Below are 16,587 nucleotides of genomic sequence, written 5' to 3' on the forward strand. Positions count from 1 at the left end.
TCCCAACTTCGATTTCCAGCTTCATCATTATAAACTGCCAAGCCCTGATTCTATCTATGAGGATATCAGAATGGAACATTATCTTCACCCGAATCCATTCAGGATTTCTGCAGCTCACTTAATCTTAACGTGGCTTGATGAATCGTAGACGGTGGATCAAGGATCAACGAGAGCGAAAACGAGCGAACCCGATCCTGCAAACCTGGTTCACCGAGGTAGTCGACCGTGCTTTTGCCATCAACGCGAGACAACATACATGCTGCCAGATGGCGGATCGTACGACGCTCCAGTTCCTGCTGCTGCATTTTTTCAGCTTCCTTATTTCTGGATTCTGACAAAGGAGCTATTTCAGACAGATACTGATCCCAGAAGCATTCCACGAGTTGAATACAATCTGTACCCCTCTCGCCAAAGTAGACAGCTTTCAACATCAGATGACTCAGAAAGAAGCCCAGATCAAATGCAGGATCTCCATAATGAGCCGTTTCAAAATCGACGAGATGAACCTGGTTTCCAGAAATCAGAATATTTTTGGGACTGAAATCAGCCAGAACAAGGCAGATACGATTGCTTTCCATTTCGGCGATCAGATCATTCACCCAGTCTTTTATTTCCGGATGAGCTTTGACAATGAACCGATAAAACGGATCAATGCGAAGTTGATCAAAGATGATCCAGTCTCCCCATCGTTCTTGTAATGACTGGTTGTCAAAGCTCAATCGATGAATGGCCCCCAGGTACTTTCCCAATCTTGAAGCAATCGAGAGGTCAAATATTCCATCCAGTAATTCTGCTTTCCAGACCTTATGATCCTTATCGATGGCTTCCATTGCAAAAAGATAGTTCTCCCGATCCTCAAACAGGACACGGGGAACGACGCCAGCCGGTAGTAGATTCTGAAGTTCCTGCATCACTTCTAACTCGCGCCAGATCCGTTCCAGCTGACTGAACCACTCCGCTTGAGTTCGCAGTTGCTTCCGCGACTGCTTGATGACAAAATCATCGCCGGCCTGGCGGTCTATACGTATGACTATGTTTGAAACCCCCCAGGCAAGTGCCTCAGCGACAGCGTCTTCCCCTGTGGATAACTGCCCCCTCTTTTTCAAGTAATCGATGGCATTTGCAGCCGTTATCTCCTGTATCATGATGAATTCCCATAAGTTGCTGTTTCAAACGCATTAATAAGTCGGAAAACTTAATTCAGCAGAAGTGTTGTTTAACTTCTGTGAGCGTGTTTTCAGGCTCTTTTTAAAAAATTATGACTCTCCCCGTCAGGTTCTGCCACCGTTTTGCCCCCTTTAATCGGCATAATCTGATACGACTCAACGCTTACCTGACCGGTTCGACTTTAATAGCCGGCAGTCTGTGTTGTGAAAAAGTTGCTTTCGGCACAACTTTTTGTTGCCAGACCCGATTTGTATGCTGTAAGATGATAATATTGGGATAGTTGTAGTAAATAGCTATTTCAGTTTGATGAGTGATTACTAATCTCACACCACTTCAACGTGGTATCCTTCCAGTGAACCACAGGAACGTTTTCTATGTTGTCCACAAAATCTGCTTCTCGTTTATTGATGTGTTTTTCTGCGACCTGTCTGGCACTCTGTCTGAGTACTACTCTGGAAGCAGGCCAAAAACCAATCCCTCCTCAAAAGTATGATCCAGCAGCAGAAAAAGCTGACGATCTGTTTGAAGCAATGGAAGCAGGTGTGGTTGACGTCAAAATTATCGCCAAAAACTCGAAGGGTGGTAAAGTTCTAATCACCAACAATAGTGAGAAACCTCTCAATGTGAAACTGCCAGAAACCTTTCTCGCGGTTCAGGTCCTGAAACAGGGTGCCCTGGGCGGCGGACTTGGTGGTGGACTTGGTGGCGGTGGTCTGGGTGGCGGTCAAGGTGGTGGTCAGGCACAGACAACAGGCGGCGGTGCCGGCGGTGGTCTGGGTGGTGGACTAGGTGGCGGTGGTCTGGGTGGCGGAGCCGGTGGTGCTGGCGGAGGATTTTTCTCGATCCCTCCTGAAAAAACAGCTTACGTCCCTTATACTTCTGTCTGCCTCGAACATGGTAAAGTTGAACCAGCGCCTCGTATGGAATACCGCATGGTCAAAACAGAAGAACTGGTAAAAGACCCTGCTCTTCAGGAACTGCTCCGTTTCGTAGCAACCGGTCGTGTAAATCAACAGGCAGGACAGGCTGCAGCCTGGCATCTGGCAGATAAAATGAGCTGGCAGGAACTGGCCGCCAAGTCAATCAAACACTTAGGTGGTGCTCCTCCATCTCCTTACTTCAATCAGGCAGAACTTCAGTATGCTTCTCAACTGGTAGGCATGGCACATGCACGTGCCCGTGACAGAAACGACTCTACTGAGACAGCCTCAACAACCAAAGCGCGAACAGAGACCGGCCGCAGCTTTGAAAAATAATTCACAACAAAACCTCTCCGGTTTGAAATAACAGCTAAATTAAGGCTCGCAATTGCGAGCCTTTTTTTGTGAGACGCTTTCATCAAATCATCTTCTCAGGTATTTTAAATAAAAGTCCGTTGATTCATCCTGCCATAACCGGAGCTGAATACCATGACGCTGATCCTGAGAAATACAATTTGCTCTACACTTTTCCTGACGCTCTCTTTTTTATGCCACATTCCATCACTCCAGGCAGACGAGGAGACACCGTTACGCATCATCTGTTTTGGTGCTCATCCTGATGATGCGGAATACAAAAATGGTGGAACAGCAGCACTCTGGGCGCAACAGGGTCATAAAGTGAAACTGGTCTCAGTGACAAACGGAGACATTGGCCACTTCGAGATGGCAGGTGGTACACTAGCCCAGCGCAGAGCTGCCGAGGTCAAAGCGGCAGGAAAGATTTTGGGAGTCGAATCGGAAGTATTAGATATTCACGATGGAGAATTACTGCCGACTCTGGAGAACCGCAAGAAAATCGTCAAACTGATTCGGGAGTGGAATGCAGACCTCGTCATCTCGCATCGCCCCTGGGATTATCACCCAGACCATCGGTACGTCGGAGTACTTGTCCAGGATGCCGCATTTATGGTTACCGTGCCTTACTTCTGTCCTGATATCCCTCGTCTCAAGAAAAATCCAGTCTTCATGTACTCCAGTGACGGTTTCCAGAAACCCTATCCGTTTCGACCGGATGTGGTCGTTGCCGTTGATAATGTATTCGATCAGAAACTGAAAGCAGTTGCACAACTTGTATCTCAATCACTGGAGGGAGGAGCTGGCGGCAGTCCGGAACGTGCTGCCAAAGTCCCCCCTGCTGATCCACCAGAACTGCGAATCGAATTTCTTCGTCCTGCCTGGTCTCGCCGTCAATCATCAGAAGCGAATAAATACCGCACGGAACTGATCAACATCTATGGAGAAGAAGTCGGGAAGCAGGTCAAATTTGCGGAATCATTTGAACTCTGCGAGTATGGTTCAAAACCAAACAAAAAGATGCTATTGAAGCTGTTCCCCATTCAGGCTTCCATCCCGGTTACTGAAAAATAATAAACATCCGGTTCATTCAGTTAACAGACACCAGATCATTTAGTATCCCTCTCTATCTATTCCAGTCCAGATTATAAGGGATACTGTGATCTTCTGATTAAGTAGTGGATCTCAAAGCCATTATTTGACATACGCTGATATAACTTAGTATTATGTAATAATAGCGATCAACCAGGGGACTTACCTGTTCTCCCATGCTGCAATGGAGCAGCTTTGGCCTTCCAGAGACGCACCCGGATCGTTGAATTGCCTGATAATAATGAGGGCAAGCAAATGAACCACTTCTTCTATTCCATGTTCTGGCTGTTGAGCCTGAGTTCTCTGATACTCAATCCAGCTTTACTGTCTGCTGCAGAAGCGATTTCTGAGAAAGACAAAATTGATTTCCTGAAACAGATCAAACCTCTGTTTCAGGCCAAATGCTATTCCTGTCACGGTCGGGAAGTTCAGGAGGGTGGCTTTCGCCTGGATCTGAAAAGCCGCGCTTTGGAAGGTGGGGACAGCGGCAAGGCCATCACCCCCGGTGACAGCCACAAAAGCGAACTCTTTCACCGCATTTCCGGCACCGGGGATGGCGACCAGATGCCCCCGGAAGGTGAAGGAACTCCGCTGAGTAAAGATGAGTTGGCTCTGGTCAAACGCTGGATCGAACAGGGAGTCGACTGGCCCGAAGATGCCAATTCAAAAACAGGTCTGTCTGGCTCTGATCACTGGTCATTCCAACCCATCAAAAAAGTCTCTTTACCAGAGGTAAAGCAAAAGGACTGGGTGATAAATGGCATCGATACATTTATTCTACAGAAACTGGAACAGGAAAAAGTCAGTCCCTCTGAAGAAGCGGACCGTAGCACACTTATCCGCCGCGTCTATCTGGATTTGACAGGTCTTCCTCCCACGGTCGAAGAATGGCAGAAGTGGAATTCCGATCCCACCCCTGACTGGTATGAAAAACTGGTCGACCATCTTTTGGCCTCTCCGCATTATGGAGAACGCTGGGCCCGGCACTGGCTCGATCTGGCCCGGTACGCTGACAGCGATGGATACGAAAAAGATCGTAAAAGACCACACGCCTGGCGCTGGCGGACCTGGGTGATCAATGCCTTGAATCAGGACCTCCCCTTCGATCAGTTTTCCCAGCAACAGATTGCCGGTGACCTCCTGCCCGAGCCTTCTCTGTCTGAACTGGTCGCTACCGGATTCCATCGTAACACGCTGATCAACACGGAGGGAGGAACTGACCCGGAAGAAGATCGTGTCAAACGTACTGTTGACCGCACAAATACTCTGGGATCCATCTGGCTCGGACTTACAGTCGAATGTGCTCAATGTCACACTCATAAATATGACCCCATTACCCAGCGTGAATATTATCGCCTGTATTCATTTTTCAATTCATTGACAGAGCCTGATATCGGTGCACCTTTACCCGCCGAGCAGTCGAATTTTGAGAAAGCCAGTCAGGTTTATCAGATCGCTCATCAGCCTCTGGTACAGGCGATTCAGGATTATGAACAAAACCAGCTGGCTTCAGCTCTGAATCAATGGGAAAAACAGAATCCGGAAAAAAAACCGGTCTGGACAATTCTGAATCCGGAAACCGTACAAGCCAAACAGAACACCACTTTGAAGATCCTGCCAGATCGCAGCATACTGGCTGAAGGTGAAAACCCAGGTCGCGCAGAAATCTATACGATCACTTTTAAAACAGATCTACAGAACATAAAGGGGATTCGGCTCGAAGCACTCACCGATCCCAGTCTGCCCAGACAGGGACCGGGACGGAGTGCCACCGGTGATTTCGAATTGACGATGCTTACGATCAATACAGCTCCGTTGGAATCACCTGAGTCGACCAGTAAGGTTGTGTTACAGAAAGCACAGGCCAGTTTTGAAATGGATGGCTACAAAGTTGATCGTGTCATCAATAACAGTCCTCATACTGGCTGGTCAATTGCTCCCCAGGAGGGGAAAAAACAGATTGCCACATTTGAAGTAAAAAAACCATTTGGTTTTGAAAAAGGTACGCTGGTCACTGTTTCACTGCAGCAGTCCACCACGAAAAAAACATATCATAACCTGGGACGCTTTCGCATTTCACTTTCAACTGCAGACGCACCATTGCCTCTCACTGGAATGACCGACCTGGTAGTCGAGACACTCAATACACCGGTTGAACAGAGAACGGCAGAACAACGCCAGGAACTGCTGGATTATTTTCGCACCATTGATCCCCAGTTAATAAAACGGAAAGCGCAGGAACTTGCACATCGGAAAAAAGCCCCCCGCGATCCCGCAGAAACCACGAAGGCCCAGGTAGTCGATCATCTCAAAGTACCCCGCAAAACACACTTGCTGGTAAGAGGTGATTTCCTGAATCCTGCCGATGAAGTCAAAGCGAATACACCGGCGGTCCTGCCTCCCATTGGCACATCCAGCCCTGATCGTCTTGACCTGGCACGTTGGCTGTTTGATCCCCGACAGCCTTTAACAGCCAGGGTGACTGTCAATCGTATCTGGAGTCGTTATTTTGGCCGGGGAATCGTATTCACGGTCAACGATTTTGGTACCCAGGGCGAGCCCCCCTCACATCCGAAATTACTTGACTGGCTGGCCACTCAATTTCGCAAAAACGACTGGAGCCTGAAACAACTCCATAAACTGATTGTCACTTCCGCAACGTATCGCCAGTCTTCCACGAATCGACCGGAACTTGAGGAACGAGACCCTTATAACACCTGGTTGTCTCATCAGAACCGCCTGCGGGTGGAAGCGGAAATCATTCGCGACCAGGCTTTGACAGTCAGCGGATTACTAAAACACAAGGTGGGCGGCCCGAGTGTGAATCCCCCTCAACCCGAGGGAATCGCTAATCTGGGATATGCCAATTCGGTGAAATGGACGACCAGCAATGGGGATGACCGTTACCGTCGCGGGCTCTATACGTTCTTTCAACGTACAGTCCCTTATCCCATGCTGATGACATTTGACTCACCCGATTCTAATCTGAGTTGTACCCGCAGAGAGCGTTCCAATACGCCACTACAAGCGTTAACAATCTGGAATGACCCGGTCTTTTTTGAGTGTTCACAAAAGTTGGGCACACGCATTGTCGAGTCAACACAGATCAACAAACCCTCTCTGGATGACCGCATCCATCATGCATTTGAACTCTGCCTGGCACGACAGCCTTCGGAACAGGAAATTATAATTATCCGCCAACTCTATCAGGAACAGACAAAACTCCTGCAGTCAGATCAGACAGCAGTCAGCGAATTGACTAATCAAATCCAGATCCCTGAAGGTAGTACCCCGCGGGAAGTCGCCACCTGGATCATGATTGGACGGGTTTTAATGAATCTGGATGAGTTTGTGACCCGCGGATAATTAGATTTTTTAAGACTATCCTGTAACCAGAGTGCCATATCCATAACGGAACAAAGAAAACATGAACGCTGAACCATTCAATTTGAATCTGGCACGACGTCGCTTCCTGATGAACTCATCCTGCAGTGTGGCCAGTTTTGCGCTGGCTGCGATGTTGGAAAAAGAAGGTTTGGTTGCTTCGGAAAACAGCCTCACAAATCCACTGGCTCCCAAAGATGCCCATTTTCCCGGTACCGCTAAGAACTGTATTTTCATTTTTCTGGCAGGTGGCCCCAGCCAGATTGACCTCTACGATCCCAAACCAAAGTTACAGGAGTTAAACGGACAGCCACTCCCCAAAGAACTGACCGATAAGGTTCGATTTGCCTTTATCAACAAAGAGACTGCTACCCTGAGCGGCAGCCCCAGAAAGTTTACAAAATCAGGCGAATGCGGTACCGAGTTCTCAGATGTACTCCCGAATATTGCAACATGTGCAGACGACATCGCTTTAATCCGCTCTATGTATACCGAACAGTTTAACCACCATCCGGCACAGTTGATGATGAATACAGGGGTAGGACGCTTCGGAAGGCCGAGTATTGGCTCCTGGCTGACCTATGGACTGGGCAGTCAATCCAATAATCTGCCCGGGTATGTAGTACTGACAGCAGGCCGTGGGGCCAGTGGCGGCGCTTCACTCTGGTCCAGTGGATCTCTGCCTTCAACTTATGCAGGAGTACTGTTCCGAAATCAGGGTGAGCCGGTATTGAATTTGAACAATCCTCCCGGAATCAGTTCCGCCATGCAGAAATCCGGTTTGGAAGCCATCAAGAGGCTGAACACCGAACAGCTGACAGAGACAGGCGATGATGAAATTGCCAGCCGGATCGCCAGCTATGAACTTGCTTTTCAAATGCAGTCTTCGGCACCGGAGCTGATTGAATTATCCAGCGAGACCAAAGAGACGCAGGAAGCCTACGGGGTCAACCGAAAAGGAGACTCTAAAACCGGTAAGAGAGGCGGGGGAGCCGATGCGGAGGGTGCATTTGCACGGAACTGCCTGCTGGCACGACGACTTGTGGAACGCGGAGTGCGGTTTGTCAATCTTTACCATGCTTCCTGGGACCACCACAGTGGTCTGGATGCGGGGATAAAACGGAACGCAGGAATTGTAGACCAACCCGTGGCTGCGCTTCTGAAAGACCTCAAGCAGCGAGGGCTTCTCGATTCCACACTGGTTGTTATGGCTGGTGAATTCGGACGGACACCACTGGGAGAAAACCGAACGGGTTCGAAAGCGGTAACAGGCCGTGATCATCATCCAGGCGCCTTCAGTCTATGGATGGCGGGTGGAGGTGTCAAAGGTGGCCAGGTCATTGGCAAAACGACTGAATTGGGCTGGTCAGTGGAAGAAGATCCCGTTCACATCAATGACTTTCATGCCACGTTGCTACATCTGTTCGGAATGAATCACCTGAAGCTGGCACAGAATTTTGGTGGTCTGGATATTCGACTCACAAACGTCGGTGGAAAAATTGTTGAAAAACTGATTGCCTGACAGTAATCAACAAAAGCAGTGACGACTAGATCGCAGCACATTTAACCAGAGCGTTTCCCGATCTAATATGCTCAGCCCAAATGGTCCTGGAGTCGCTACTGTAAAACTGGATATAGTTTAGGGCCAGCTGAACTCCCCACCGATCACCAGACCATGCAGTTTATAACTGTCCAGACTGTCCTGAGCCTGCAACGAAACGCCAGTAGTTGGATTCGCAGAAGAAGTATTGTAATAGATAATATCACCGGCTCTGGCAACCTGATTGGCCCATAAGAAGTTATATCCCACGTTGAAAGTGAAGTTTTGATTCAGATGGATTCGGGCATTGACACCAAACTCAAAGGTGGGTGCAAATCTGGTTCTTGAAAAGCTGGTAATATGAGTCGGATCAGCAGCACTTAAGAACTGATTCGTCAATACACTCCCACTATAGTTATTCACACCAAAGCCGACTTTCGGCTCTGCAGAGATTGTAAACCAGGGATGTATAAATTCCATGCGAATCCCTGCTTGAGGCACATACAGTTTATTGTCAGTCGACGTATCAATAGTGGATTCGAACAAGGCGACCGGAGTCGTTGCCGTTTCCGCCTGGTCCTCAAAAGAACCTTTAATCAACATCTCTTCGCCTATTTTTAAATACCGAAAACCAACCAAAGGTCGTATCTGAAGTCCGCCTGCTCCATAGTAGGTTCTGAAGAAAAGGCGTTCTGTATTAATCACATAGTTACTCTCTGCCCCCCAGGCCTGAGTCTGATAGTTAATCGAAAACTTTTGGTTAAATCTTCGGCCAGCGGTTGATACCTGACCGTCCAACAGTGTTTGAATCGCAATACTGTTCGACAGGTCATAATTTGTATTTATTAAATCATCAGCGGTAAAGTTTGTACGTGCCAGATCAGGTTTTCCATAGGAAACAGAACTCTCATCTGTTTGCATCCCAAAAAAGATAGCCTCGATCGAGCCACGTTCAAAATCAATTCCAAATGTACCACGAATCCCGTTTGAACCAACTCTGCCTATGGAACTGAGGTCGGCTTCTTTTGCTTCGAGATTAAATGTCCCATCTGGGTCTTCAATCGCATATGGAAGACGCGGGTCATTTCCAGAAGGTAAATCTGCCCCGACCAACTGGTTTCCCGGGGGAGCTTTCCACAACAAATATTCCACCCGCATCCAGCTGTTATTGGCCAGATTCTTGAAAAGTCCATCCCACGGGTGGTCATAAGCCCAACCCCGGTCCACCGGAAGAACCCGAGTGATCATACCCGAATCTCCTGAATATTCAGACTGATATTGGTCTACGTTCCCATAGTATTCGGGGCCCGGCTCATAATACTGCTGTACGGGAGCGTATTGCATCTTATGAGGCGCCCCTGGATGATATGAGGCCGGTGAGTAATTATTCCCTGCTTGTCCTGCTACAGATGCATTGGGAGCCTGTGCGGACAGTGATTGTACTCCTGACATGAGTACAATCATTCCAAGCAATAAACGGTAGGCCGGATTTACCATGTTCTACTTCAATCTCATGTTAAAGAAGTCTACAAGCCGGAGGCTCTACGAAACTGCCTTCAAACTCAGACAGACCCAGCAAATAACCACCCTGCGGCGCAGGAAATTCCGCGTGAAGGGTATTAGATATATCAAAGGTATCGGTTATATGGGTTATTCGACTTGTAGGAATCCTGAGATCTCAGGCAGAAAGTTGGGAACCAGTTCAGCAACAGACAACAAGACAGGTAGTCTGGAAAAACAGGTAAAAGAATCACCGGCTTGTACTTATTACATCCATTCCATTCTGTGCAGATGGTATCAGGCGTTCCGTAACGCCTGCTTCAGACGCCCGCGTCTTCCGGAGCGATAGAGAATAAACAACGGAACGATCCCCGAAAGTAGTAAAATCGCTCCAAAAACCGGTCGAGCCACCATCCAGACAGCAGACAGGAGAATCAAGGTCAGACTGAAAGAGCTCAGCAAGGCAAATACTGTGATGCCACGTCCGACAAAATTCCAGAGAAAGGGGATTTTATCAACGAGCACAACCAGAGGTTTAAAGAGCGTAGCTAATCCCAGAAACACTATGATCCAACCGGCGAACCGAAGCCCCCAGTTGAAGAGTGTTGTTGATTGCAAATCGCCACTTTCGTTATTCGCCAGTTCTCGCTGTTCAGAACTCTCTTGCTGATTTTCTGACAGAATTGACTCTGCCTGCGAAATACTGATTTCCCGTTCGAGAATTTTAGACTCATTGTGCCAGAGCAGAAACAATCCTGCCATCAGGAAAATGATCCCGATCCCGAGATTTTTCAAAGCGGTCTGAAAACGCTTGCCGAAGGAAGGTTCAACATGATCTTCCGTTTTCTGATTCACAGGAATCCTCCTCCATAAAAATGAATGGTTGATTGGGTACTACATCGCAGGCGGTTGGCTGGACAGGCTTTCCAGAACCTCCTGTACTCTGAGTATCTGCTCTGGCGTCAAAGTCAAAAACTGCTGATTTCGATCTGTTTTTTTAGTGTGTTCCAGTTTTCCGACTTCGTTGATCTTAAATTGGCCTGGCTTGGATACTCCAAAATAATCTCGTTCAGGCCTGATCGCATACAGCACACTGGTTAAATCATAGGTAGGTCGATCATAAGGCATTTTATGCCAATATTCGTAACCCAGCTTGATCGGATGATATTTCACATAGCCATAATCATTTTGAATACTGACGGCACGATTCTGAATCGAACGCCCCACTTCCCAGCCACTGACAATGACGGGAATTTCTGCTGGCCATAATTCGAAAACCGTTTTCGCCGCTGGAATATCGAGTTTGACATTGTATTCATGAAATTCCGCAGGCTTATCCCGGTCAAATCGACCAATCATCTGAGAGAGTAGTTTCACTTTCCGGGATACCAGTTCCCGCCCCGTCAGGGGACTGATCTGGTCTCCCGGCGACTGGAGCAGTCTGGCGATATTTGTTGAAAACCCGACTACAACGAGCACCACAGAATGATCGGGCTGTGCTGCCAGCGTAGATCTTAAAACTGAAACCGCGTCTGGAATGTCTTCCGCACTTTGAAAGCGTCTCGCAAATACCGGTTTTCCATCCTCGGACATTTCCACAACTTTACGTGTATATGACCCGTCGAGGTGAGTAGCTCCCTGGCTGACTCTTCCCAGTGGAATTTCCGATCGACCATAAAATGAATTTACCACATCACAATACAGAATCGACCAGGGATTGTCCTTACTGCTGGTAACCGCCAGCAGTTCGCATTCCCCCCTGCTCTGCAAAGCATGTATGACGGCCAGCGCCAATGCATCATCGATATCATTTCCCATATCAGTATCGAAAATCAGTTTCACAGGCTTTGCAGCGAGAGAATCTGATTGAAAAAATGACAAGCACAGGAAAACAGCGAGCACTGACATCATCGGTTTCATGGAAATGGGATCTCACTCAATTGCTTAATAATGCGTAAAAAATGACATTCTGTTTTCTTCAGGATAGAGTCTGTTTTCAAAAACCACAATCAACCGGTAATTAAGATTCCATGATCTGTAAATCTTTACTGTGTCTCCGCCGGTATCCAATGAAATTCCAAGGAAGTTATTGTATGATGCGGGACTGTGATTAACATATTTTACTTCCTATCAGCCAGAAGTCTTTAGTGAATCAAAAGGGATCATCAATGCAGGCGCAGTGTTTTTTAGGAGTTGATCTGGGGGCAGAAAGCGGTCGTGTTCTCGCAGGCAGACTGCATGAAAATAAAATCCAGCTGGAAGAAATCTATCGTTTCAGTAATGGCCCGGTGCCTCTCGCAGGGACACGACGCTGGAATGTAACCGGCCTCTGGTCTTCCATATTGAAAGGTCTCACACTCGCCGCACAAAAATATGGCGATCAGATTGTTTCCGTCGGTGTCGATACATGGGGAGTCGACTACGTACTGCTGTCGGAAAAACAGGAAATGCTGGGGCAGCCTTATCATTATCGAGATCCGCGCACGGAAGGCATGCTGAATCTCGCGACATCGCGAGTCCCGCAACAGGAAATATTTGACGCAACCGGTCTCCAGTTTATGGAGATCAACACTTTGTACCAGTTATTGGCGATGCAGCAGACAGACCCTGAACTGCTCCAGCAGGCCAGGACATTCCTGATGATTCCCGACTTCTTTCACTGGTTGCTCTCCGGCAGTCAGGTTGTGGAATTCACCAATGCTACAACCACGCAATGTCTGAACCCCCTGACAGGTGACTGGGCTTATGATTTACTCCGTAAACTGGAGATCCCGACTTCCCTGCTTCCCAAACTGGTCTCGCCGGGAACGAAACTGGGCACGTTGCGAGAAGAAGTCATGCAATATACCGGACTCCGTAAAATTGATGTCATCACTCCAGCCACTCACGATACGGCCTCTGCGGTTGCCGCCATCCCAACCTCACAGACAGGAACTCCAAACTGGGCTTACATCAGCTCTGGTACGTGGTCGCTGATGGGAGTCGAAGTCAATTCTGCCGTTTTAGGTAAACGGGCCTTTGAATTGAATTTCACGAACGAAGGGGGCATAGACGGTACTTATCGATTACTGAAAAATATTATGGGACTCTGGCTGGTACAGGAATGCAAGCGTTCCTACGAACGCCAGGGACAAACGATGGAATATTCAGAACTGGCGGAAGCTGCTGCCTCCGCAGAACCGTTTCGTTCTCTGGTTGACCCGGATGACCCTCGATTTTTAAGCCCATCTGACATGCTTGAAGCGATTTCACAGTACTGTAAAGAATCCAATCAGCCGGTACCTGAAACCCCCGGTCAGTACATTCGCTGTGCTCTGGAAAGCCTGGCATTGAAATATCGCAAGGTATCAGGCTGGCTGGAAGAATTGACGGGGACTCCCATTGAAGTCATTCATATCGTCGGGGGAGGGACCAAAAACGAGCTGCTGAATCAATTTACCGCAAATGCCTGCCAGATCCCTGTCATCACCGGTCCGGTCGAAGCCACCGGACTGGGAAATGTATTAGTTCAGGCAAGAGCCGCTGGTGCAGTCAGTTCACTATCTGAAATACGGAATATTGTGCTGAATTCCATAGAAACCAAACGATATGAACCACAAGAGAAAACCGTTTGGGAACAGGCAATCCAACGATTTGACAGTCTGCTCAATAATAATAAAGTAAAATCATAGATTCATGCAGAAAAAGCAGATACTTGCCGTCTGACCTCAGACACTATATTATCGCCGACTGACATCCTCGTGATCCAGAACAAATATCAATCAGCTGCATCCAGTAAGAGAGAAGAAAAATGGGTCTGTTTGACCGATTAAAACGTGGTTTAGAAAAAACTAAAGAAGTATTGAGGACAGATGTTCGCGATTTATTTAAAGCGGGCGAAATCCTGGATGACCAGAAAATTGAACAATTTGAAGCCCGTCTGATCAAAACGGACATGGGAGTCGTTGCCTCTTCCGCAATTTGTGAAGAAATCCGCAAAAAGCATGGTGGCCGTACTGTGATTCTCGATGAAATCGAAGAGACGGTGAAAGAAAAAATCCGCACGCTTCTTGAAGGTGAAGGAGACACTAAATGGGATATTTCCGCCCCCTTGTCACCTTTAAACAAGAACCCGGACGGAGTGACTGTAATTCTGGTGGCGGGAGTAAATGGGGTCGGTAAAACAACTTCGATAGCAAAACTCGCAAATCTGATCCTGAAACAGAACAAAACAGTATTATTAGCAGCTGGCGATACATTCCGGGCCGCTGCCGTCGAACAGCTTACGATGTGGGCTGATCGACTGGGATGTGAGATTGTCACAAGGCCGGATGGCACAGATCCTGCTAGTGTAGCCTATTCAGGCTGTGAACGGGCATTAGAAACAGGCGTTGATTACCTGATTATTGACACCGCAGGGCGGTTACAGACGCACACGAACCTGATGGAAGAGCTGGAAAAAATCAAGCGTGTTGTCAGCAAAAAAATCCCGAATGCACCCCACGAAAGTCTCTTAGTGCTGGACGCTACTACTGGACAGAATGGAATCAGTCAGGCAGAACATTTTTCGAAATCTATCGAATGTTCTGGATTAATTTTAGCAAAATTAGATGGTACAGCACGGGGAGGCGTCACTGTTGCCATCCGTCAGAAGATGGGAATCCCCGTAAAATACGTCGGTGTCGGAGAGCAAATTGATGATCTTGAGCTGTTTAACTCTCAAGGATTCGTCGACGCCCTGTTTTCAAGTGCCTCATAATTACTCTCCCGAGAATGTCTTGTTCTAAAGACTCTTTTCTGGATTGAGTCATATCCTGCATATACCACTGCTTATTCTTCGCGCAAGCTTAACATAATTTATGATTTGTTAAAGTTTAACGCTTCCGGAATCTGGTCGAACAAGTCAGACCTTCCTGATCAGTCAGGATATTCTTGACCTATCTCTTTTAATCAAAAGTACTACGGAGTATTCCGATATTCCCTGTTAGAGCCATCGTTATGTTAGCGCTCAATTTATCGGACCTCGCAGGTCATCTGATTGTAACGATGGGATTTTGATTAGACCGTCAGTATGGCTTCTACCAATTCATAGTTTTGGAAAGCATATACGCCTCCCTTCTGACGGTATGGAGACCAAGCACCTTTAGCGTGTACTCAGGAGTTAAAATATGCGAAAACTGAATGAACTGAAAAGAAAAGCCAGACTGACTGGGCTCCTCTTAAGTGGGCTGGGTCTCATGGCTGTATCACCTGCATTTGGTGGTGATGCTGGTTGTGCGCCTTCGTGCACTCCAGATCAACCCAATGCCTGCTGCACGAAAGTGTATGAGGAAGCTGGTACAAAGTTAGCTGCAGAACTCGAACGGTTAACAGCAGAATGCTGTGCACCGAAGACTTGTGCTCCTACCTGTACCAATCCTGACACTTGCTGTGGCGAAGAGTCAAGTGATGATGGAGACTGCTGCAGCGGCCGCCTGACTCGTCTGTTCGACGACTGCGATGGCTGTGGTAACTTCCTCGAAGATAATGGTTGGTCTTTGAGTGGCTGGCTGGAATTCGGTATTACCTTCAACGGTAACCGTCCTGCCAACGACTTAAACACACCCGGTGTGGGATTCAACCAGGCTGACAGCCAGTTTATGTTGAACCAGCTGTACTTCGTTCTGGAAAAAGATGCTGCTGCCAACGAAGACTGCTTCGGCTGGGGTGGTCGCGTCGACCTGTTAGTTGGTTCTGATGCTGCCGATACTGCTGTATTTGGTGGCCCCAACAATACCCCGAACTTCGACGGTACGTGGTCAGACAACGACAACGCGACTGCCAACCAGATCGGTCTGGCTATGCCTCAGTTGTATGCTTCATTCTATGCTCCCATCGGAAACGGTGTGACCATCAATGCTGGTCACTTCTATACCCTGATTGGATATGAAGTTGTACCTGCAACTGGAAACTTCTTCTACTCTCATGCTTATACCATGCAGTACGATGAGCCTTTCACCCACACAGGTGTTCTGGCCAGTACTGACCTGAGCGACAATGTTTCTTTGTCCGGTGGTATCACCACTGGTTGGGATGACTTCGAAAATCAGAACAATGAGTGGAGCTTCCTGGGTTCTATCGGCTGGACCAGCGACAGCGAAGATACATCACTGACCTTTGCCCTCAGCTCTGGTGGTGAAAATGATGCATTCGGTGGTACTTCCAACCTGACCATCTTCAGTATCGTAGCTCAACAGAAACTGTCAGACAAGTTGTCTTACGTATTTCAGCATGACCATATGTTCTTCATGAATGGCGATGCTGCTGATCCAGGAGACGATGCAGAAGCTTATGGTATTAACCAATACCTCTTCTATGACGTGTGCGACTCAACTCGCGCAGGGATGCGTGTCGAATGGTGGCGTGATCATAATGGTACTCAGCTGGGTAACCCCGGTACGAACTACTACGAAATCACTGCAGGTTTGAATCACAAAATCAATTCCTGTATCCAGGTTCGTCCTGAAGTTCGCTGGGACTGGGCCGACGGAGCTGATCCCTGGACAACCAAAAGTGGTGCAACCAAGGACAGTCAGTTTACTGTTGGTACAGACGTTATTCTCGTCTTCTAATAAAGCCAGCGGGTAATTGATTACCAGCTGTCATTCGGAT

11 protein-coding genes are annotated in these 16,587 nt (G+C 47.9%); 7 read left to right on the forward strand and 4 right to left on the reverse strand.

The window, feature by feature from the left end:
• Positions 1-98: 98 nt before the first annotated feature.
• Positions 99-1,145 carry a phosphotransferase family protein gene (locus GmarT_RS16805; RefSeq protein ID WP_002645242.1) on the reverse strand — a complete coding sequence of 349 codons (1,047 nt, stop codon included), beginning with the start codon at positions 1,143-1,145 and terminating at the stop codon, positions 99-101.
• Between the two features lie 396 nt (positions 1,146-1,541).
• Between GmarT_RS16805 and GmarT_RS16810 the strand changes: the two genes are divergently transcribed.
• From GmarT_RS16810 to GmarT_RS16825, 4 genes are all read left to right on the forward strand, one after another.
• Positions 1,542-2,423, forward strand: a complete 882-nt coding sequence (locus tag GmarT_RS16810; RefSeq protein ID WP_052301231.1) for a hypothetical protein — start codon at positions 1,542-1,544, stop codon at positions 2,421-2,423.
• 153 nt (positions 2,424-2,576) lie between these two features.
• Positions 2,577-3,515 (forward strand): PIG-L deacetylase family protein, encoded by a 939-nt coding sequence (locus tag GmarT_RS16815; protein WP_002645240.1) that lies wholly within the window; start codon positions 2,577-2,579, stop codon positions 3,513-3,515.
• A gap of 273 nt (positions 3,516-3,788) precedes the next feature.
• A complete protein-coding gene (locus tag GmarT_RS16820) occupies positions 3,789-6,899 on the forward strand; it encodes a PSD1 and planctomycete cytochrome C domain-containing protein (RefSeq protein WP_002645239.1) in 3,111 nt (1,036 codons plus the stop codon).
• A gap of 61 nt (positions 6,900-6,960) precedes the next feature.
• Positions 6,961-8,439, forward strand: coding sequence for a DUF1501 domain-containing protein (locus tag GmarT_RS16825; protein WP_002645238.1), 1,479 nt, complete (start codon positions 6,961-6,963; stop codon positions 8,437-8,439).
• 117 nt (positions 8,440-8,556) lie between these two features.
• On the opposite strand, the gene GmarT_RS16830 is transcribed toward GmarT_RS16825, so the two are convergent.
• The 3 genes from GmarT_RS16830 to GmarT_RS16840 all read right to left on the reverse strand — a co-directional run bounded on the left by GmarT_RS16830 (position 8,557) and on the right by GmarT_RS16840 (position 11,799).
• A complete protein-coding gene (locus GmarT_RS16830; protein ID WP_157158920.1) occupies positions 8,557-9,909 on the reverse strand; it encodes a BBP7 family outer membrane beta-barrel protein in 1,353 nt (450 codons plus the stop codon).
• Positions 9,910-10,254: 345 nt separating this feature from the next.
• Positions 10,255-10,812, reverse strand: a complete 558-nt coding sequence (locus GmarT_RS16835) for a TMEM43 family protein (protein WP_002645236.1) — start codon at positions 10,810-10,812, stop codon at positions 10,255-10,257.
• Between the two features lie 39 nt (positions 10,813-10,851).
• A complete protein-coding gene (locus GmarT_RS16840) occupies positions 10,852-11,799 on the reverse strand; it encodes a nucleoside hydrolase (RefSeq protein ID WP_157158919.1) in 948 nt (315 codons plus the stop codon).
• Positions 11,800-12,104: 305 nt separating this feature from the next.
• Between GmarT_RS16840 and rhaB the strand changes: the two genes are divergently transcribed.
• The 3 genes from rhaB (at position 12,105) to GmarT_RS16855 (ending at position 16,547) form a co-directional block, all read left to right on the forward strand.
• Complete coding sequence (rhaB, locus tag GmarT_RS16845) at positions 12,105-13,628, forward strand: rhamnulokinase (protein WP_230682479.1); 1,524 nt, start codon at positions 12,105-12,107, stop codon at positions 13,626-13,628.
• Between the two features lie 119 nt (positions 13,629-13,747).
• Positions 13,748-14,695 (forward strand): signal recognition particle-docking protein FtsY, encoded by a 948-nt coding sequence (ftsY, locus tag GmarT_RS16850; protein ID WP_002645233.1) that lies wholly within the window; start codon positions 13,748-13,750, stop codon positions 14,693-14,695.
• 409 nt (positions 14,696-15,104) lie between these two features.
• Positions 15,105-16,547 (forward strand): porin, encoded by a 1,443-nt coding sequence (locus tag GmarT_RS16855; RefSeq protein ID WP_002645232.1) that lies wholly within the window; start codon positions 15,105-15,107, stop codon positions 16,545-16,547.
• The last annotated feature ends 40 nt before the right edge of the window (positions 16,548-16,587 follow it).

Origin of the sequence: Gimesia maris, from assembly GCF_008298035.1 — a bacterium.
Taxonomy (GTDB): domain Bacteria; phylum Planctomycetota; class Planctomycetia; order Planctomycetales; family Planctomycetaceae; genus Gimesia; species Gimesia maris.

Excerpts from the sequence above, each read along its gene's own strand:
- GmarT_RS16805 (WP_002645242.1), bottom strand. The coding sequence starts at position 1,145 with ATGATACAGGAGATAACGGCTGCAAATGCCATCGATTACTTGAAAAAG.
- GmarT_RS16815 (WP_002645240.1), top strand. The coding sequence starts at position 2,577 with ATGACGCTGATCCTGAGAAATACAATTTGCTCTACACTTTTCCTGACG.
- ftsY (WP_002645233.1), top strand. The coding sequence starts at position 13,748 with ATGGGTCTGTTTGACCGATTAAAACGTGGTTTAGAAAAAACTAAAGAA.
- GmarT_RS16825 (WP_002645238.1), top strand. The coding sequence starts at position 6,961 with ATGAACGCTGAACCATTCAATTTGAATCTGGCACGACGTCGCTTCCTG.
- GmarT_RS16830 (WP_157158920.1), bottom strand. The coding sequence starts at position 9,909 with ATGTCAGGAGTACAATCACTGTCCGCACAGGCTCCCAATGCATCTGTA.
- GmarT_RS16820 (WP_002645239.1), top strand. The coding sequence starts at position 3,789 with ATGAACCACTTCTTCTATTCCATGTTCTGGCTGTTGAGCCTGAGTTCT.
- GmarT_RS16810 (WP_052301231.1), top strand. The coding sequence starts at position 1,542 with ATGTTGTCCACAAAATCTGCTTCTCGTTTATTGATGTGTTTTTCTGCG.
- GmarT_RS16855 (WP_002645232.1), top strand. The coding sequence starts at position 15,105 with ATGCGAAAACTGAATGAACTGAAAAGAAAAGCCAGACTGACTGGGCTC.